This is a genomic window from Sphingomonas sp. LHG3406-1 (assembly GCF_029637485.1).
Taxonomy (GTDB): Bacteria; Pseudomonadota; Alphaproteobacteria; order Sphingomonadales; family Sphingomonadaceae; genus Sphingomicrobium.
On record NZ_CP069128.1, the window covers coordinates 471922 to 489537 of the forward strand.

The following is a 17616-nucleotide window of genomic DNA, read 5'->3' on the forward strand; positions in this document are numbered from 1 at the left end:
TAGGGCGGGGCGATGTTGATCGATAGCCACTGCCACCTCAACTATCCCGGCCTGGTCGAGGATGAAGAAGGCGTGCTGACCCGTGCCCGCGCGCGTGGGGTCGGCGGCTTTCTCAACATTTCCACGCGCCAGCGCGAATGGGCCGATGTCGTCGCCGCCGCCGATCGTCATCCGGATGTCTGGGCCAGCATCGGCGTGCACCCGCACGAAGCCGATGCGCACTCGGATCTCGGCACCGCCGCCTTGGTCGACGCCGCCGCCCACCCCAAGGTGGTTGCGATCGGCGAATGCGGGCTCGATTATTATTACGACAAGTCCGACCGCGAGAGCCAGAAGGCACGCTTCCGCGCCCAGATCGCCGCCGCCCGCGAGGTTGGCCTGCCGCTCATCATCCATACCCGCGACGCGGAGCAGGACACGGCCGACATCCTCGCCGAGGAAGCGGCGCGGGGAGGGGTGAGGGGCGTCCTCCATTGCTTCACGGGCACGCGCTGGTTGGCCGAGCGCGGGTTGGATATCGGCTTCTACATCTCGCTGTCCGGCATCGTGACCTTCAAGAATGCCAAGGACTTGCAGGAGGTTGCGAAGATCGTTCCTGAGGACAGGCTTCTGGTCGAGACCGACGCTCCCTTCCTTGCCCCGGTGCCGAACCGCGGCAAGACCTGCGAGCCGGCCTTTGTTGCCGATACCGCCTCCTTCGTCGCTGGCCTCCGCGAGGTCAGCGCGGACCGTCTGGCGGAGGCCACCACCGCCAACTTCTTCCGCCTGTTCGACAAGGCCAAGGCCGCGGCGTGAAGCTTCGCATCCTCGGTTCGGGCACCAGCTCCGGCGTCCCGCGCATCGGCAATGACTGGGGCAGCGTCGACCCTGGCGAGCCCAGGAACCGCCGCCTCAGGGCCTCGGCTCTCGCCAGCATTGGCGGCCAGCGCCTGCTGATCGATGCGGGTCCCGACCTTCGCGAGCAGCTGAACGCTGCCGGCGTGGGGGAGGTGGACCGCGTCCTCGTCACCCACGATCATGCCGACCACATCCACGGCCTCGACGACCTCCGCCAGGTCGCACACAACCGGGGCGACCAGGTGCCGGTGCACGGCCGCGCCGAGCTGCTCGAGCGACTGATCCCGCGCTTCCGTTATCTCTTCGAGGGCAATGCCCTCTATCCCGCCGTCTGCCGTGCGCACCCGATTGATGGCGAGTGGAACGAAGAGGGCGTCCGCATCCGCTTCGTCGACCAGCCGCACGGCCGCATCACCAGCCTCGGCATGCGCTTCGACGAAGGCAGTTCCAGTCTCGTCTACGCCATCGACTTCGTAGAGCTCACTGACGCCATGGCCTCACTCTACGCGGGCACGGACATCTGGGTCGCCGACTGCCTCCGCCGCCGCCCGCATCCGACGCACGCCCATCTCGACGCCGTGCTCGGCTGGGCGCGCGAGCTGAAGGTCGGGCGCCTGGTCCTGACGCATCTCGACAACAGCATGGACCATAACCAACTAGTGTCCGAACTGCCGGACTGGGCCGAACCGGCCTGGGACGGCCTGGAACTCGAGATTTGACAAGGCCTTATGGACAGCCCGCTTCCCAACGTTCTCTTCCTCGTGCTCCTGCTGGTACTGGTCGCGACGAGCCTGGTGGGGAGGGGACTGAGCGCCGGCAAGACGGCACGGATGGGGTTCGCCTGGCTCGGCATCTTCGCCGCCGCCTTCGCGCTGTTCGCCTTCCGTGGCGAGTTCGGCGCCCTTAGCGCGAGGCTCAAGAGCGAGGCGTTCGGCGACTCGGCCCCAGTCGTCAGCGGAAGCGCTCTGCGCGTGACGAAGCGCGACGACGGGCACTTCTGGGTCGACGGCAAGATCAATGGCCGCGAGGCGCGTTTCCTGGTCGACAGCGGCGCGACGACGACCACCATCTCGGCCGACCTCGCGCAGGCCGCGGGACTGAAGCCAGGCATGCGCGGCAATGTCGTCAGCACCGCCAATGGCGACGTGTTCATGCCGCGGGTGACTGCCAGCCTGGTAGAGATCGGTCCCATCCGCCGCGCCGACACTTCGGTCAACATCAACCCCAATGACGGCGTCAACGTGCTCGGCATGGACTTCCTGTCCAGTCTGTCGAGTTGGGGCGTGCAGGGCGGCCAGCTGGTCATGCAGCCCTGATGATGGGCACCAACGACCTTCAGCTCGGCGGTCTCTACCTGCTGATGGCGGTGATGCTGGTTGCCGGCGCTTTGATCGGGCGCCGCGCACCGCTGGCCAAGGGGGTCACGTCGATCCTTGCGTTCGTCGTCATCTTCGGAGCCGGCTTCATCGTCTTCAGCTTTCGCGATGACCTGAACTATGTCGCGCAGCGTCTCGAGGCGGAAGCGACCGGACGCCCGGTCCAGCTTTCCGGTGACGTCATCCGCGTGCCGATCGCCGTCGATGGTCATTTCTGGGTACAGGCCGAGGTCAACGGCGTCCCGGTCGACTTCCTCGTCGACAGCGGCGCGACCATGACGACCATCGGTCGCAAGACAGCGGCGTCCGTCGGCGTGCCGGTCGGCGATCAGCGCAATCAGCTGGTCCGAACGGGAAACGGCCTGATCCGCGTGGCGACCGCGCGGGCCGAGACGGTGATGCTCGGCGACATCGAGCGCCGCGACGTCCGCATGTTCGTGGCGGACGGCGACGAGCTCAACGTGCTCGGCATGAACTTCCTGACGAGCCTCAGGCGCTGGAGCGTCGAAGGAAGATGGCTTGTATTGGAGGGATGAAGCAGCTTCTTTCTGCATCCGCCCTTTACATAATACATATTATCAGACTTAGACCGACTTGGTCGAGGGTCACTCTCGACGCCAAGGGAAGCGCGGTTGAGCAAGCAGCCCGTCCACCCCGTATCGACGACAAGGATTGCGTCGCGCCATGCTCCCCGCGATGACGAGGCATGAGCGAGACGATCACGCACCGGCAACCGGACCCTGCCGCCGCGCTGCAGCGGCTGATGGACATCATGGCGCGGCTGCGCGATCCGGAGCGCGGCTGTGAATGGGACACGGTCCAGACCTTCGAGACCATCGCGCCGTACACGATCGAGGAAGCCTATGAGGTCGCCGATGCGATCCAGCGCGGCGACCTGGCCGACCTTCGTGATGAGCTCGGCGACCTTTCGCTGCAGATCGTCTTCCACACCCAGATGGCGGCCGAAGCCGGCCACTTCACGCTCGATCAAGTCCTCAACGGCGTTTCGGACAAGATGGAGCGCCGTCACCCGCACATCTTCGGCGATGATCCGACCGGTGGCCATCACCGTTGGGAGGAGATCAAGGCGGCCGAGCGGGCCGAGAGGGCCGCGGACCCGAGCGTGCTCGCCGGAATCGCCCTCGCCCTGCCCGCCCTGGAACGCGCGGCCAAGCTGCAGAAGAGGGCAGCGCGGACCGGCTTCGACTGGCCGGACATCGAGGGTCCGAAGGCAAAGATCCTCGAAGAACTGGGCGAGGTCGAGCGTGCCCGCACCGACGAAGAGCGCGAAGAGGAGATCGGCGACCTGCTATTTTCGATCGTGAACCTCGCACGCTTTCTCAAGATCAGTCCCGAAGAGGCGCTGCGAAAGGCAAATGCCAAGTTCGAGCGCCGCTTTCGTGCGATCGAGGCAACCCCCGGGTTCACCTCCATGAGCCTTGACGAGCAGGAGCAGCTTTGGGCGAAGCACAAGGGCCGCTGAGGTGCGGATCGCCCTGTTCGAGCCCGAGATCGCCGGCAATGTCGGCGCCGTCCTGCGGCTCGGCGCCTGCATGGGCGTCGGCGTCGATCTGATCGAACCGATGGGCTTCGCATGGGACGACCGCAGGGTCCGCCGTACCGCTATGGACTATATCGACCATGTCGACGTCAGCCGCTTTCCCGACTTCGCCAGCTTCGAGGAAAGTGTCAGTGGCAATCGGCTCATTTTATTCTCCAGCAAGGCCGAGCGATCACCTTACGACTTCGCGTTCGAAGCCAACGACATCCTCCTGTTCGGAAAGGAAAGTGCCGGCGTTCCGGACAATATCGCCGCGTGCTGTTCGGAGCGCCTCCGAATCCCGATGAGGTCGCAAGTGCGCTCCCTCAACCTTGCTACCTCCGCCGCCCTCGCGCTCGGCGAGGCGCTGCGGCAGACCAGGCAGCTTCCGCCGCTCTAGAGTGCCTGCCAGCGTTGCCAGTTTTCCGGACTGAGGCGGACCGCGACGAACATCTCGTCGCCTTCGCTGCGGCTTTCGAGCACTTCGCCGCTACGGTGAAGCCAGGCGAGCCGCTGTCCGTCGCCGGCGGGCAGGCGCAGATGGTGGACCGTCGCACCCTGGCGCAGCATGTCGCCGGCGCGCCGGAGAAGGTCGTCGGCTCCCCTGCCAGTCAGCGCCGAGACGGTCACGACGTCATCGCGCCGGGTCGCCTCATTCTCGATCGACGACCGCTCGGCATCGTCGAACAGGTCGACCTTGTTCCACACCTCGAGACGGGCAGGCCCCTCCTCTCCCGGCCCAAGGCCGAGGCTCTCCAAAACCTGCTCGACATCGGCTTTCTGGGCCTCGCTGTCAGGATGGTGGATGTCGCGTACGTGGAGAATGAGGTCGGCGCTCGCCACCTCCTCAAGGGTCGCGCGGAAGGCCGCGACCAGCTCGGTCGGCAGGTTGGAGACGAAGCCAACCGTGTCCGACAGGATCGCCTTGTCGAAGCCTGGCAGCTGGATTTCCCGCATGGTCGGGTCGAGCGTGGCGAACAGCAGGTCCTCGGCCAGCACGGTGGCGCGCGTGAGCCGGTTGAACAGCGTCGACTTGCCCGCATTGGTGTAGCCGACCAGTGCGATGATCGGCCAAGGCGCGCGCTTGCGACGGTCGCGGTGGAGCGCGCGGGTGCGCTTCACCTGGTCGAGTTCGCGGCGAATCCGGGCCATTCGGTCGCGGATCAGCCGGCGGTCGGCCTCGATCTGCGTCTCGCCTGGGCCGCCAAGGAAGCCGAAGCCGCCGCGCTGGCGCTCTAGGTGGGTCCAACTGCGGACCAGTCGGCCCGCCTGATAGTCGAGGTGGGCAAGCTCGACCTGCAGGCGCCCTTCCGCTGTGGCCGCCCGTTCACCGAAGATCTCCAGGATGAGACCGGTGCGGTCGATCACCTTGGCCTTGGTGCCGTCCTCGAGGTTCTTCTGCTGGACGGGCGTGAGCGCGGCATCGACGACCAGCACCTTGGCCTCGCGCTCGAGAGCTCTGGCGGCGATCTCTTCCACCTGTCCCTTGCCGAACAGGGTGGCGGGCCGCGGCGCACGGATGCGGAAGGAAAGCCGGTCCGCGACGTCGAGGCCGATCGCCTCAGCTAATCCAGAGGCTTCGTCGAGCCTTGCATCGACCGAGCGGGCATTATTTTCCTGGTTGCGATCGGGCAGCACGACGAGCGCCGTCTCGCCGCGACGAAGCCCATCGCCACCCGCCCGGTCGAAGCCGGTACTCACTTGTCCGTCTCGCTCTCGTCGAGCCCGGCCGCGCCGAGTTGCAACGACGTCGCTGGCTGCATGGTCGAGACGGCATGCTTGTAGACCAGCTGGACCTGCTCACCCCGCCCAAGAAGCATCGAGAAGCGGTTGAAGGCGACGACCTCCCCTTGGAGCATGACGCCATTGACGAGGAAGACGGTCATGGCCGAGCGCTCACGAATGGCGGCAGCCAGGAACAGGTCCTGAAGCGTCGCCCTCCCCTCCTCAAGGCCGATGCCGCGGAAGGTGGCAAGGTCGATGTCCTTCGGCGCTTCCGCCGGCAGGATGGTCGACATGGCATGCTTGTAGATGAGCTGCGCCACGCCATCGCGGCGCAGCAACAGCGAAAAGGCGTCAAACCAGGTGATGACACCGGTCAGCTTCACGCCCTTGACCAGGAAAATGGTCACCGGAGTCCGGGTACGGCGCAAGCTGTTGAGGAAATGATCCTGTAGACTGAGGGACTTGGACGGCATTGTCTGCTGTTCTTTTCTTATTTGCGAACGATCCGGCGACCTAACGCTCCTCCTCGCTATTCTGTCCCTTGTCGCCGAGCCCGAGCGCTTTCAGCTTCCGGTGCAGCGCCGATCGCTCCATGCCGATGAAGCTGGCGGTCCGGCTGATGTTACCGGAGAAGCGACGGATCTGGACCCGCAGATACTCGCGTTCGAAGCTTTCGCGCGCTTCACGGAGCGGGGACCCCATGATCGACAGGGTCGAGGAGGACAGGCCGCCGGAGCCGCCGGTATCGAGCACTTCGGCCGGGAGCAGGTCGACGTCGATCCGTCCGAGCCGGTCGGTCGGCGCCATGATCACCGTCCGCTCGATGATGTTGCGGAGCTGGCGGACGTTGCCGGGCCAGTCATGTGCCTGCAGCGCTGCAAGGGCCTCGTCCGACAGGGACGGCGCCGGCATCCGCCGCTCGGCGGAGAAGCGCGCGAGATAATGGTTGGCGAGCTCCGGAATGTCCTCACGCCGCTCCCGCAATGGCGGAATGCGCACCGGCACCACGTTGAGGCGATAATAAAGATCCTCGCGGAAGCGCCCCGCCGCAATCTCCTCACTGAGGTTGCGCGAGGTCGCCGAGAGGACGCGCACGTCCACCTTCACCGGCCGCTGTCCGCTGACGCGGGTGAAGCTCTGGTCGGTCAGCACCCGCAGGATCTTGCCCTGCGTGGTCAGCGGCATGTCAGCGATTTCATCCAGGAACAGGGTGCCGCCATGGGCCTGCTCGAGGAATCCTGGCCGGGCGACCCCATCGATTTCGGAGCCGAACAATTCTTCCTCGACCCGGTCAGGATCCATGCGGGCGGCGGCGACGGTGACGAACGGCCCCCCTGCCCGCGTGCTCCAGTTGTGGATGGTGCGCGCGGCAATCTCCTTGCCGACGCCCGCCGGCCCGGTGATCAGCACGCGGCTTCCGGTCGGCGCCACCCGCTTCAGCGTCGCCCGGACATTGTTGATGGCAACCGAGGAGCCGTTGAGCTGGTCCTCGGTCCCGACCCGCTCCTTCAGCGACGCGTTCTCGCGCCTCAGCCGGTCGGTCTCGGTGGCACGGCCGACGAGGTGAAGCAGCCGGCTCGCCTCGAACGGCTTCTCGATGAAGTCGATCGCCCCTTCGCGAATGGCGGCGACGGCGGTGTCGAGATTACCATGGCCGCTGATCATCAGCACGGGCAACGACGGATCGCGCCGCTTTACCTCCTCCAGCAGCTGCAGGCCGTCAAGCCGCGATCCCTGCAGCCAGACGTCGAGCAGCACCAGGCTTGGACGCCGACTCTCGATCGCCTCCAGCGCGTCGGTCGAATTGCCCGCAGCCCGGACCGCATAGCCCTCGTCCTCGAGCACGCCGGCAACCAGCTCACGGATGTCGGCTTCATCGTCGACGACCAGCACTTCAAGAGCCATGTTCAGGCACTCTCCTCATCTTGCGCATCCGCAGCGGCGTCAGCCAGCAGCGCAAGCCGCTGCAGTTCGAACGCGATGCGGACGTGGGTGCCCCCCCCGGGGCGATCGAGGAAGGCGATCTCGCCGCCATGCTCCTCGACGATCTTCTTGACGATGGCGAGCCCGAGCCCTGTCCCGCGGACCCGCGTCGTCATATACGGCTCGGTCAGCCGCTCACGATCCTCGGGCAGGCCGATGCCGGTGTCGTTGACATCGATGACGAGCTGCCGGTGATCCTTGCAAAGGCGCAGCCCGACACGGTCGCCTTCAAGCGTATGCTCACCGCGATTGCGCCTGGATTCAATCGCTTCCACCGCATTCTTCACGACGTTGGTAAGCGCCTGCGACAGCTGCCGCCGGTCGCAGATCATGCGGATGTCGCCCTGCGGCGGGTCGAGCGTGAAGCTGATGCCCGGGTGCGCCACCTCATGCAGGAACAGCGACGTGCGCGCGATGTCGTGCACATTCTCTTCCTTGAACACGGGCTTGGGCATGCGCGCGAAATTGCTGAACTCGTCGACCATGCGGCGAAGGTCGCCGACCTGGCGGATGATCGTCTCGGTCAGCCGGCCGAAGGTCTCGGGATCGCTCTCCACCTCCTTGCCGAACCGGCGCTGGATGCGCTCGGCGGCCAGCTGGATGGGCGTGAGCGGGTTCTTGATCTCGTGGGCGATGCGGCGCGCGATGTCCGACCAGGCCGCGCGGCGCTGGTCGGCGAGCTGCTCGGTGATGTCGTCGAAGGTCAGCACCCAGCCGTCGGCATAGCGGACCCGCTTGACCGCCAGCGTGCGCTGACCGCCCTCGGCCCGGACAAGCACGTCCGCTTCGCGCTGGTCGCCGCAGAGGAATTCCTCCAGCTCGGGTGAGACGCCGGCCAGAGCTCGCTCCTCGATACCTTCGGCACCGTGCTGAAGCAGCGCTTCGGCCGACCGGTTGGTGAGAAGGATCGTCCGGTCGTTATCAAGCGCAATGACGCCCGCCGTCACCGACCCCAGCACCGCCTCGATGAAGGCCCGGCGCGTATCGAGCTGCGTGTTGGCGGCCTTGAGCGCCCCGGTTTGCTCCTCCAGCCTTCCGGTCATCCGGTTGAAGGCAGCGGCGAGAACGCCGATCTCATCATCTTTGCGCTCGATCGGCACGCGCGTGGAAAAATCCCCCTCCTCGACCCGGCCCGCGGCAGAGACAAGCCCGCCGAGCGGTCGAACGAGGCGGTCGGCGAGCCGCAGGGCAACGAAGATCGCCAGCCCAACGATGATCAACGCGCCGAAGAGCAGGGCTGCGTTGAAGCGGAGCTGCAGCGCCCGCGCGCGTTCCAGCGTTCGGTTGTACCCGGTCGCTGCCTCGCTCGTCTGGCGAAGCGCCTGGACTGCGGACGCATTGATCTCGCGCGCGCCATAGAGGAAGATCGGGGCCGTCGGATCGAGCCTGATCAAGCCTTCGAGCCGGTCCGCCTTTGCGATCTTGATGCTGACTTCGCCCGCCGTCAGCTTCTGCCCCTCGGCCGGGGAGAATTGCTGCTCCAGCGAGCGATCGTCGAAGTTGACCACCGCGTAGGTGATCCACTCGCCCTTGTCGCTGACCGAGAAGAGCGCGGCTTCGCGCAATTGGCGGACTGCCACCTGCTCGAGGAGGATGGTCTGGAAGGATTCCGATGTTGGCCCGTACAGGTTGAGGCCGCGCACGACGTCGGCGCCCATCGCCTCCATATCGTCCCTCAGCCTGACCCGATGCTCGCTCTCATAGATGGCGGCGGTGCGTTCGGCCTGCTGGAGCACGGTCCGGGCACGCTCCGAAAACCAGAATTCGATACCTGACTGAAGCAGGATGGAGGCGAAGATCACCACCAGCACGGTGGGCACGGCGGCGACGGTGGAGAAGAGCGCGACCAGGCGTGTATGAAGGAGGCCGGTGCCGAGACCCCCCTGCTCCGCCCGGCGCAGCGCGAGCCGGCGCGACACCAGCACCATCAGGAAGATAGCCGGAATGAGCACCGCGACCAGCAGCAAGGCGGTCAACGGCGGCGAAAGCATCTTGGCGGGATCGCCCCGGCTGAGCACTACATAGCCGACCGACAGCATGGCCAGCAGCAGTCCCAGCGTGACCGCCTCCGCGACCCGGTAGAAGCGCCCATTGGCGCGCTCCGCCGTCAGCCAGCGCTTGAGGCTGGGCGGCTGGTCGATCGTAAAAGCGGCCGAGCGGGCATCCATTGCCCAGTGGCCCTAGCATGGACTTGTGGCGCAAAGAACACAGTTTGTGGCGGGTAGCGTTAACTTTTTTCCCGCGACCCGGCCGAGGTCAGGCGGCCGCGCGGCTGAGCCAGGGCGCGTAGAAGTCACGGAGCATCTGGACGACGATCTTGGGGTCGTCCTGCGTGTTCACCTTCTGGCGGAATTCCGCCGATCCGTGCAGGCCCTTGGTGTACCAGCCGATATGCTTGCGGGCGAGGTTCACCCCGGTGACCGTGCCGTAGAGTGACTGCATGGCGTCATATTGATCGAGGATCACCGCCAGCTGCTCGTCCATGCCGGGCGCGGGCCGCTCGCCGCCGGCAAGGTCGGCCATCACCTGACCGAGCAGCCAGGGCCGGCCATAGGCGCCGCGGCCGATCATCACGCCGTCGGCGCCGGACTGGGCGAGCGCGTCACGGGCGTCCTGAAGATTGCAGATGTCGCCATTGACGATGACCGGAAGGGTGACCGCCTGCTTGACGCTGCGAACGAAGCGCCAGTCGGCCGAACCCTTGTACATCTGGTTGCGGGTGCGGCCGTGGACGGTGATCATCCGCGCGCCGAGGTCTTCCGCGATGCGGGCGAGTTCGGGCGCGTTGAGGCTGTCGTGGCACCAGCCCATGCGCATCTTGACGGTGACCGGCACCTTCACCGCCTTCACCGTCGCTTCGATGATCGAAGCGGCGAGCGGAAGGTCGCGCATCAGGGCCGAGCCGGCATCGCCGTTCACAACCTTCTTGACCGGACAGCCCATGTTGATGTCGATGATCGCCGCGCCGCGCTGCTCGTTGAGCTTTGCGGCGTCCGCCATCTCGACGGGTGAGCAACCGGCGAGCTGGAGGCTGACCGGCTCCTCGCTCGGGTCCCACAAGGCCTTCTGCAGGCTCTGGCGAGTTTCACGGATGGCGGCCTGGCTGGCAATCATCTCGCTGACGGTCAGGCCGGCGCCATAGCGTTTCACGACCTTGCGGAACGGTAGGTCGGTGACACCGGTCATCGGTGCCAGGATGACCGGCGCGTCGATCCGGACCGGGCCGATCGTGATGGGCTTGAAACTGTCCATGGGAGCGGCGCGCCTTTACAGGAGCGGCCTCGAACGGGCAAGGCGCGGCCGTGACCAAGGTTACCGCCCTTATTGTCGCCGCCGGATCGGGCACCCGCATGGGCAGCGAGACGCCCAAGCAATATCGCCTGCTGGCCGGCAAGCCCCTGCTTGCCCATGCCATCGAGGCAATGATCGGCCACCAGCGCATCGAGGCCGTGCGCGTGGTCGTGGGCGCCGGGCAGGAAGAGATTGCATCGGCAGCCCTTCGCGGGCTCGATGTCGGCCCGCTGATCATCGGCGGTGCCGAGCGCGCCGACAGCGTCCGCGCCGGCCTCGCCGCGATTGAGGACGGTATCGTCCTCGTGCATGATGCCGCCCGCCCCTTCTGCCCGCCCGAGGTGGTCGACCGGCTGATCGACGCGCTGGACAACGCCGATGGCGCCGTCCCGGTGCTGCCGGTGGCGGACACGCTGGCGAAGGGCGACCGCGAACTGCGCGGCACGGTCAACCGCACGCAATTGCTCCGGGTGCAGACTCCGCAGGCCTTCCATGTCGAGGATCTGCGCTTTGCCTACGAAGAGGCCGGCAATGGTGCGCCGACCGACGAGTCCACCGTGCTTCAGCTCGCCGGCCTCAGGGTCGCGACCGTTGCGGGTGATGAGGCCCTGCATAAACTTACCTCGCCAAGCGACTGGGAACGCGCCGAAATGATGCTTGCAGCCGCCATGGTCAGCCGCTCCGGGACTGGCTTCGACGTCCATGCCTTCGAAGGTCCCGGCCCCGTCGTCATGGGCGGGATCACCATCGATCACCCAATGGGATTGGCGGGTCACAGCGATGCGGACGTCGTCCTCCACGCCATCACTGACGCGCTGCTCGGCGCGGCGGCGCTGGGCGACATCGGCCAGCATTTCCCGCCGTCCGATCCTCAGTGGAAGGGAGCGGCGAGCGATCGCTTCCTGGTCCACGCCGCGGACCTCATTCGCGCAAGGGGCGGCATCATCGACCATGTCGATTGCACGGTCATCTGCGAGGCGCCCAAGGTTGGTCCTCATCGCGCCGCCATCCAGCAGCGTGTGGCCGAGATTCTCAGCCTCGAAGCCGGCGCGGTCAGCATCAAGGCAACCACGACGGAGCAGCTTGGTTTCACCGGCAGGCGGGAAGGCATTGCCGCCCAGGCGATCGCCACGATCCGCCTCCCCGCTTGAGGCCTTCGGACATGGATTCGCTGCTCCCGCCAGAACTCACCGCCAAGGCCCGCGAGGTCATCGAGAGGAATCGCGCGGCCGGGCGCCGCATCGCTGTTGCCGAAAGCTGCACTGGTGGGCTGGTCAGCGCCGCACTAACGGAAATTGCCGGCAGCTCGGCCGTCTTTGAAGCAGGTTATGTCACCTACGCCAATGACGCCAAGACATCGGCTCTCGGTGTCGCCCAAGATGTTCTGGACACGTTCGGCGCGGTCAGTGTCGCCACCGCCTGGGCAATGGCACGCGGCGCTTTGGTGCGCTCCGGCGCAGACGTGGCGGTCGCGATCACCGGAATTGCGGGGCCCGACGGCGGAAGCGAAGCAAAGCCGGTGGGAACCGTCGTCTTCGCGCGCGCCGAAAAGGGCCGCGAAGACGAGGCGGTCGTAGCCGACACCAGACATTTCGACGCCAGCACCGGTCGTGCCGGAATAAGGCTGCAAGCAGCGCTATGCGCCTTGGAACTGCTAGAAGATTAGCTGCCTGAAGCGGGCTCGGTCGGTGAACTACCGTAGAGCGCTGCGGCGCGCGCTTCGAAGGCACCAGTCATCCTCCGCAGTGCCCGATCGAACACCTGTCCTGCGACGGCTTCGAACAAACGGTTGCGGAAAGCGAAATCGACGGTGAAGTGGAGGTTGGTGCCGCCCTCGACCGGTTCGAAACGCCACTCGTTATGAAGGAATTTGAGAGGGCCCTCGACGTAGTCGACAGTGATCTTCTCCGGCCGATGCTTGGCGACTCGGCTGGTGAAGCGCTCGCGGAACGCACCGAAGCCTACGATCAGGTCCGCTACCATCTCAGTCTCGCTCGACGAGCGGATGCGCACCGCCGTCACCCACGGCAGGAACTCGTCATAACGCTTCACGTCCGCCACCAACTCGAACAATTGCTCGGGGCTATAGGGCAGGAAACGATGCTCGGTGTGGCGGGGCATGTGATGACTAGCGGGCGAGCCGCTCCGCGCGGGCGGCCTGCATCTTCCGGAAGTCGTCGCCCGCATGATAGCTGGACCGAGTCAGCGGGCTGGCGGCGACCAGCAGGAAGCCCTTGGCGCGAGCGATCGCGGCATAGGCCTTGAATGCGTCCGGGGTGACGAACTCCTCGACATTCGCATGCCGCGGAGTCGGCTGAAGATATTGCCCCATGGTAAGGAAATCGATGTCGGCCGAGCGCATGTCGTCCATCACCTGATGCACTTCGAGCCGTTGCTCGCCAAGGCCGACCATGACCCCCGACTTGGTGAAAATGTGCGGGGCGCGGCGCTTTACGCTCTCGAGAAGGCGGAGCGACGCATAATAGCGCGCGCCCGGCCGGATCGTCGGGTAAAGCCTTGGGACCGTCTCGAGATTGTGGTTGTAGACGTCGGGGCCGGCATCGACGATCCTGGCCACCGCTTCTTCCGACTTGTTCCGGAAGTCGGGCGTCAGAATTTCGATGGTCGTCTTGGGGGTCTCGCGGCGGAGAGCCTCGATCACTTTGACGAACTGGCTGGCACCGCCATCGGGCAGGTCGTCACGATCAACGCTAGTGATGACGATGTGCTCGAGCCCGAGTTCGGCCGCTGCAATGGCGGTGTTCTGCGGCTCCATCGGGTCGACGGCGCGCGGCATGCCGGTCTTGACGTTGCAGAAGGCGCAAGCGCGCGTGCAGGTGTCGCCAAGGATCATCACGGTGGCGTGCTTCTTGGTCCAGCACTCCCCGATGTTGGGGCAGGCCGCCTCCTCGCAGACGGTGGCGAGGTTGAGGCTGCGCATCAGGCGCCGGGTCTCGGCATAGCCTTGGCTGGTCGGCGCCTTGACCCGGATCCAGTCGGGCTTGCGGGCCTTGGGCTTGGCGGGAAGTTCGGCGGGCGCGTTCATGGCGCGCCATGTAGGAGAAGAGGGGCGGTTTGGAAACCGCCCCACTCCCGTATTTAGCAGCGGGTGTTATAGTCGTAGATGGGACGACCATTACCGTCCACGTAGTAGCAATAGCCGCGCGTATCACGATAATATTGGCGACCATTGACCACCGCGCCGAGCACCGCGCCGGCGACACCACCGGCAATGGCACCACCGACGGTCGAGACGCCCGGCACGACTGCGCCAAGCACGCCGCCAGCAACCGCGCCCACTGCTGCGCCGGTGGCGGCACGGCCCGCCGTGCTGCTGCGGCCATCATTGTAATAAGGATCCCCATAGGGATTCGAGGTTGCGCAGCCGCCAAGGGTCAGTCCGCCGGCGAGCAGCGCCGTCATCATCATGCGCTTCATGGATTCATCTCCTGATCTTCGTCGATGCCCTATCAGCGCCGCCGGGCGCGCATGGTTCCGAATCGCTCGAATTGCGAAGGCAGCGAGACTCCTCTAGCCGGCTTAGTGAAGTGATCCGGCGAGCCGGAACTTCAATGTCGCACAACTCTGTATCCGAGCCACTCACCATGCCTGAATATCGTGCCCTTCTCCGCGGATATCATCGCTTTCGCTCCGCCGGCTACCGCGACCAGCACCGCCGCTGGGAGCAATTGGCCGAGGGTCAGGAGCCACCGGTGATGATCATCGGCTGCTGCGACAGCCGGGTCGACCCAGCCACGATATTCGACACCGTGCCCGGCCAGGCCTTCATCCTGCGCAACGTCGCCAATCTGGTGCCACCGTTCGAGCAGGACGGCGGCCTGCACGGGGTCTCGGCTGCGCTGGAGTTTGCCGTCACCAAGCTCGAGGTGAAGCACATCGTGGTAATGGGCCACGGCGCGTGCGGCGGTATCAGTGCGGCGCTGGCCGGTCATGGTGAGCCTGATCGCATCTTCATCGACAAGTGGATCGGGCTGCTCGACCAGGCCCGCGACCGTGTGATTGCCAACGAACCCGAGAATCCACAGCATGCGCTGGAACTCGAGGGCGTGAAGATCAGCCTAGGCAATCTCCGGACCTTCCCCTTCGTCGCCGAGCGCGAGGCCGCAGGACAGCTAAAGCTGCACGGTTGCTGGTTCGCGATCGCCGAAGGAACGCTGTACGAGCTGGACGAGAGCGCCGGCGAGTTCCTGCCGGTGCCGGAGGCCTCCTGACCCATGGACCGTGACCGCAACATCGCCTTGCTGATCGACGCCGACAATGCGTCGCCAGACCACCTCGACGAAGTCCTGCTGGTGCTGGGTGAGCTCGGCGCGATCAACGTGCGGCGGGCTTACGGCAATTGGTCCAAGCCTGCCCTCAAGGGCTGGGGGCAGCTGACCACCCAGCATTCCATCCAGCCGATCCAGCAGTTCGACGTGGTCAAGGGCAAGTCGGCGACCGACATGAGGATGGTGATCGACGCCATGGACATGCTCTACCGGGGCAAGCTCGAGGGCCTCGGAATCATGTCGAGCGACAGCGACTTCCTGCCACTCGCCCAGCGCATTCGAGAGGCCGGTATTCCGGTCTATGGTTTTGGGACCGCCAAGACCCCGATCAGCTTTCAGAACAGCTGCACCCGCTTCTTCGACGTTGCCGCCCTTGCCGCCGCGGAAAATGGCGAGCCGGCCGACCCGGAGCATGAAGCGCGCGCTGTCGAGGAAGAGCTGCTGCACGTGCTCGGTGCCGCCTGGAAGCAGAGCAAGCGGGACGACGATGGCTTCGCTTCCCTGTCCGAAGTCGGCCAGCGGGCAAAGGCCGTGCTGAGCTTCTCCGTCCGCAACTATGGCGCCCGCTCCTTGAGCGAACTGGTGCGCACCATGCCAGAGTTCCAAGTCAAGGAAATCGATGGCGGCGGCCTGCTGGTGCGTCGGGTCCGCTAGGGAACCCTCACCACCCTCTCCCGTTTCGAATGCAAAACTCGATACGGGAGAATGACAAGTGGCCGATGCCGAGCGCGCCGACGAGCTCAAGCAGCTGTTCTGGGAGGAGCTGAAGGACAGCCCCTTCGTGATGATTGGCCTTCAGGGCGTGGAAGACAGCCGTACGCGCCCCTGGACCGCACAGGTCAATTGGCAGGATGAGAAGCAGCTACAGCAGGGCGGCGACATCTACTTCTTCGGCGCCAAGTCTGAAGCGATCGTCAAGGGGCTCAGCCAGAACAACAAGGTCGTCTGCACCTTTGTTTCGAAGGGCCACAAGGTCTTCGCTCATATCCACGGCACACTCGAGCTCGTTAATGACCGGTCGCTGATCGATCGGTTCTGGAACCCGATCATCGCCAGCTGGTACAAGGGCGGGAAGGACGACCCTGACCTTCAGCTGCTTCGGTTCGATACGAGCAAGGCGGAGATCTGGAAGGCGGAAGCCGGTGCGACCCTCGTCGCTGCCGCGCTCAAGATGCTCGGCCGCGATCCCGGCGAGGATCACCAGCGCGAGAATCAGGCGGAAGTCGCCCTCTAACCTGTTGCAGAGACGCTCTAATCCTCGTTCGCATACGTATGCGAAAGAGGATCGGAGCGGAACATCAAGTTGGTTAGCCGGTTTTCGCCGCCAAGGCGCTGTGCCGCCGCGGTGAGAATGTTAGTGGAAGCGTTCACATTGGCTACCGATCCAACAAGAGAGGTTTTCGACGAGGCGGCCCGTCTCGGCGATCATGACGACAAGGCTAGTCTTACCCTCAAGGCGGAGCGGTGCCGCCGGCTTGCAGCGGGCGTTTCGGACCGCCAGGCTGCCGACGTCCTCAACGGCATGGCCCGCGGCTATCAGGCAGCTGCCGACCGTTTCGACCAGCAGGACTAGCGTCAACGGCTGCTTGGCCGTAGCCCCTGCCCATGGCAGCCCGCTCACGTCGTCCCGCCGCACGCAGTCCACTTCCTGTTCGGCTGCTCCTGTTTGTGATCAAGGCGGTGCTCGCCTTCCTGATCCTCTCCGTGCTGTGGGTCCTCGCTTACCGCTTCATCAATCCACCGATCACCGCGACGATGATGGGCGACGTCATCGCGGGGCGGGGAGCAACACGCGCGTGGATGAGTCTCGACGACATCGATCGCGACATGGTGCGGGCGGTGGTCGCGGCCGAGGATTCGAAGTTCTGCGCCCACCGGGGATTCGACTGGGATGCCATCAGTGACGCGGCCCGGCGCAACGCCAGCGGAGGACGGATCCGCGGCGGCTCCACCATCAGCCAGCAGACCGCCAAGAATGCCTTTCTCTGGCAAGGTGGCGGCTATTTCCGCAAGGGCTTGGAGGCATGGTTCACCCTGCTGATCGAACAGATGTGGGGCAAGCGGCGGATCATGGAAGTGTATCTCAACGTCGCCGAGACGGGGATCGGCACCTACGGCGTCAGCGCCGGTGCCGAGCGCTACTATGGGAATGATGCCAGCGCCTTGACCCGTGAGCAGGCGGCACGGCTCGCGGCCGTCCTGCCGCTCCCCAAGGGCCGCCAGGCGATCGCTCCGCGCGGCTTCACGCGCCGTTATGGGAATAGCATTGTGGCACGGATCGGCGTCGTCGCGCGCGACGGGCTTGACGCGTGTGTCTATCAGGGCGCCAGTACGCCGAGAGACCGCACCCCGCCGCCGTCCAGAAAAGCACGAACGCTGCCTGGGGAGGATGTCGAGACCTCGACTCCGCCACCGCTGCCGCCGTCCGAGGTGCTCGAAAGCCTTCCGGTCGCGACCGAAGAGCTTCCCGATACTGGGCCGGTAACCACGGCGCCGGTTCCGCCCGAGTCCGCCGAGGAGCCATCAATGGAGCCGCAGGCGGAGGAACCAGCGCCGTCCGCCAACGCGCTCTGAC

The 17616-nt window shown here is 65.6% G+C and carries 20 protein-coding genes and 1 pseudogene; 13 read left to right on the forward strand and 8 right to left on the reverse strand.

Features of this window, described 5'->3' with window-relative positions; genetic code table 11:
* Nucleotides 1-12 precede the first annotated feature (12 nt).
* The 6 genes from JOY29_RS02295 to JOY29_RS02320 all read left to right on the forward strand — a co-directional run bounded on the left by JOY29_RS02295 (nt 13) and on the right by JOY29_RS02320 (nt 4153).
* Nucleotides 13-795 carry a TatD family hydrolase gene (locus JOY29_RS02295; protein WP_300974589.1) on the forward strand — a complete coding sequence of 261 codons (783 nt, stop codon included), beginning with the start codon at nt 13-15 and terminating at the stop codon, nt 793-795.
* On the forward strand, nt 792-1556 hold the full coding sequence (locus tag JOY29_RS02300) for an MBL fold metallo-hydrolase (RefSeq protein ID WP_300974590.1): 765 nt from the start codon (nt 792-794) through the stop codon (nt 1554-1556). Before JOY29_RS02295 ends, JOY29_RS02300 begins: the two co-directional genes overlap by 4 nt.
* A gap of 9 nt (nt 1557-1565) precedes the next feature.
* Nucleotides 1566-2153 carry a TIGR02281 family clan AA aspartic protease gene (locus JOY29_RS02305; protein ID WP_300974591.1) on the forward strand — a complete coding sequence of 196 codons (588 nt, stop codon included), beginning with the start codon at nt 1566-1568 and terminating at the stop codon, nt 2151-2153.
* Entirely contained in the window at nt 2153-2749 is a 597-nt protein-coding gene (locus JOY29_RS02310) for a TIGR02281 family clan AA aspartic protease (protein ID WP_300974592.1), read from the forward strand. Before JOY29_RS02305 ends, JOY29_RS02310 begins: the two co-directional genes overlap by 1 nt.
* A 170-nt stretch (nt 2750-2919) precedes the next feature.
* The gene (gene mazG / locus JOY29_RS02315) at nt 2920-3696 is read left to right on the forward strand and encodes a nucleoside triphosphate pyrophosphohydrolase (protein WP_300974593.1); all 777 of its coding nucleotides are present in this window, start codon (nt 2920-2922) and stop codon (nt 3694-3696) included.
* A 1-nt stretch (nt 3697) separates the two neighbouring features.
* On the forward strand, nt 3698-4153 hold the full coding sequence (locus JOY29_RS02320) for a tRNA (cytidine(34)-2'-O)-methyltransferase (protein WP_300974594.1): 456 nt from the start codon (nt 3698-3700) through the stop codon (nt 4151-4153).
* On the opposite strand, the gene hflX is transcribed toward JOY29_RS02320, so the two are convergent.
* The 5 genes from hflX to dusB all read right to left on the reverse strand — a co-directional run bounded on the left by hflX (nt 4150) and on the right by dusB (nt 10713).
* Complete coding sequence (gene hflX, locus JOY29_RS02325; RefSeq protein ID WP_300974595.1) at nt 4150-5454, reverse strand: GTPase HflX; 1305 nt, start codon at nt 5452-5454, stop codon at nt 4150-4152. The genes JOY29_RS02320 and hflX overlap by 4 nt on opposite strands.
* Nucleotides 5451-5951 carry an RNA chaperone Hfq gene (gene hfq / locus JOY29_RS02330; RefSeq protein WP_300974596.1) on the reverse strand — a complete coding sequence of 167 codons (501 nt, stop codon included), beginning with the start codon at nt 5949-5951 and terminating at the stop codon, nt 5451-5453. Before hfq ends, hflX begins: the two co-directional genes overlap by 4 nt.
* A gap of 40 nt (nt 5952-5991) precedes the next feature.
* Nucleotides 5992-7383, reverse strand: a complete 1392-nt coding sequence (locus JOY29_RS02335) for a sigma-54 dependent transcriptional regulator (RefSeq protein WP_300974597.1) — start codon at nt 7381-7383, stop codon at nt 5992-5994.
* 2 nt (nt 7384-7385) lie between these two features.
* Nucleotides 7386-9629: an ATP-binding protein gene (locus JOY29_RS02340; protein WP_300974598.1), complete on the reverse strand. Its 2244-nt coding sequence runs from the start codon at nt 9627-9629 to the stop codon at nt 7386-7388.
* 88 nt (nt 9630-9717) lie between these two features.
* Nucleotides 9718-10713 (reverse strand): tRNA dihydrouridine synthase DusB, encoded by a 996-nt coding sequence (gene dusB / locus JOY29_RS02345; protein WP_300974599.1) that lies wholly within the window; start codon nt 10711-10713, stop codon nt 9718-9720.
* A 50-nt stretch (nt 10714-10763) separates the two neighbouring features.
* Between dusB and JOY29_RS02350 the strand changes: the two genes are divergently transcribed.
* Entirely contained in the window at nt 10764-11903 is a 1140-nt protein-coding gene (locus JOY29_RS02350; protein WP_300974600.1) for a bifunctional 2-C-methyl-D-erythritol 4-phosphate cytidylyltransferase/2-C-methyl-D-erythritol 2,4-cyclodiphosphate synthase, read from the forward strand.
* Between the two features lie 11 nt (nt 11904-11914).
* The gene (locus JOY29_RS02355; protein WP_300974601.1) at nt 11915-12418 is read left to right on the forward strand and encodes a CinA family protein; all 504 of its coding nucleotides are present in this window, start codon (nt 11915-11917) and stop codon (nt 12416-12418) included.
* Here JOY29_RS02355 and JOY29_RS02360 read toward each other — a convergent pair.
* Genes JOY29_RS02360 through JOY29_RS02370 form a run of 3 tightly spaced genes read right to left on the reverse strand, consistent with a single transcriptional unit; the run spans nt 12415 to nt 14190 of the window.
* Nucleotides 12415-12873, reverse strand: a complete 459-nt coding sequence (locus JOY29_RS02360; RefSeq protein ID WP_300974602.1) for a type II toxin-antitoxin system RatA family toxin — start codon at nt 12871-12873, stop codon at nt 12415-12417. The genes JOY29_RS02355 and JOY29_RS02360 overlap by 4 nt on opposite strands.
* A gap of 7 nt (nt 12874-12880) precedes the next feature.
* The gene (lipA, locus tag JOY29_RS02365; protein ID WP_367280026.1) at nt 12881-13798 is read right to left on the reverse strand and encodes a lipoyl synthase; all 918 of its coding nucleotides are present in this window, start codon (nt 13796-13798) and stop codon (nt 12881-12883) included.
* A gap of 53 nt (nt 13799-13851) precedes the next feature.
* Complete coding sequence (locus JOY29_RS02370) at nt 13852-14190, reverse strand: hypothetical protein (protein WP_300974604.1); 339 nt, start codon at nt 14188-14190, stop codon at nt 13852-13854.
* Between the two features lie 167 nt (nt 14191-14357).
* On the opposite strand from JOY29_RS02370, the gene JOY29_RS02375 reads away from it, so the two are divergent.
* The 5 genes and pseudogenes from JOY29_RS02375 to mtgA form a co-directional block, all read left to right on the forward strand.
* A complete protein-coding gene (locus JOY29_RS02375; RefSeq protein WP_300975574.1) occupies nt 14358-14984 on the forward strand; it encodes a carbonic anhydrase in 627 nt (208 codons plus the stop codon).
* Nucleotides 14985-14987: 3 nt separating this feature from the next.
* Nucleotides 14988-15695: an NYN domain-containing protein gene (locus JOY29_RS02380; protein WP_300974605.1), complete on the forward strand. Its 708-nt coding sequence runs from the start codon at nt 14988-14990 to the stop codon at nt 15693-15695.
* A gap of 58 nt (nt 15696-15753) precedes the next feature.
* On the forward strand, nt 15754-16275 hold the full coding sequence (locus JOY29_RS02385; RefSeq protein ID WP_300974606.1) for a pyridoxamine 5'-phosphate oxidase family protein: 522 nt from the start codon (nt 15754-15756) through the stop codon (nt 16273-16275).
* Between the two features lie 117 nt (nt 16276-16392).
* Nucleotides 16393-16614: a hypothetical protein gene (locus JOY29_RS02390; protein ID WP_300974607.1), complete on the forward strand. Its 222-nt coding sequence runs from the start codon at nt 16393-16395 to the stop codon at nt 16612-16614.
* Nucleotides 16615-16646: 32 nt separating this feature from the next.
* Nucleotides 16647-17357, forward strand: a pseudogene (gene mtgA, locus JOY29_RS02395) (monofunctional biosynthetic peptidoglycan transglycosylase); the annotation flags it as partial.
* Nucleotides 17358-17616 lie beyond the last annotated feature (259 nt).